The organism is Neobacillus sp. 204 (assembly GCF_046562815.1).
Taxonomy (GTDB): Bacteria; Bacillota; Bacilli; order Bacillales; family Cytobacillaceae; genus Neobacillus.
Window position 1 is genome coordinate 1 of the sequence record NZ_JBJORY010000058.1, and the last position, 361, is coordinate 361.

General features: G+C 46.8%; 2 tRNA genes. Both read left to right on the plus strand.

The features are described 5' to 3' along the window. Nucleotides 1-16: 16 nt before the first annotated feature. A tRNA-Ala gene (locus ACJ004_RS30165) sits at nucleotides 17-89 on the plus strand. A gap of 7 nt (nucleotides 90-96) precedes the next feature. Further along, nucleotides 97-189, plus strand: a tRNA-Ser gene (locus ACJ004_RS30170). Nucleotides 190-361 lie beyond the last annotated feature (172 nt).

Sequence of the window (361 nt, forward strand, 5' to 3'; positions counted from 1 at the left end):
CTCTTTATAACAATACGGGGTCTTAGCTCAGCTGGGAGAGCGCCTGCTTTGCACGCAGGAGGTCAGGGGTTCGATCCCCCTAGACTCCACTTATTCGGAGGAATACCCAAGTTTGGCTGAAGGGATCGGTCTTGAAAACCGACAGGCGGGTCATACCGCGCGGGGGTTCGAATCCCTCTTCCTCCTCCATATTTATTACTTTAGTTATTATTTTTTAATCGTCGCGGGGTGGAGCACGTTCGAATAAACTTCTTCGAATAGACTACAGCGCAACGATTGAGCCGCTGCTTGAATAAGCTTTCTGAAATCGGGGCGGTCTTAATACTAAGAGCATGTGAAAAACTTTATTTCTTTCTTATTA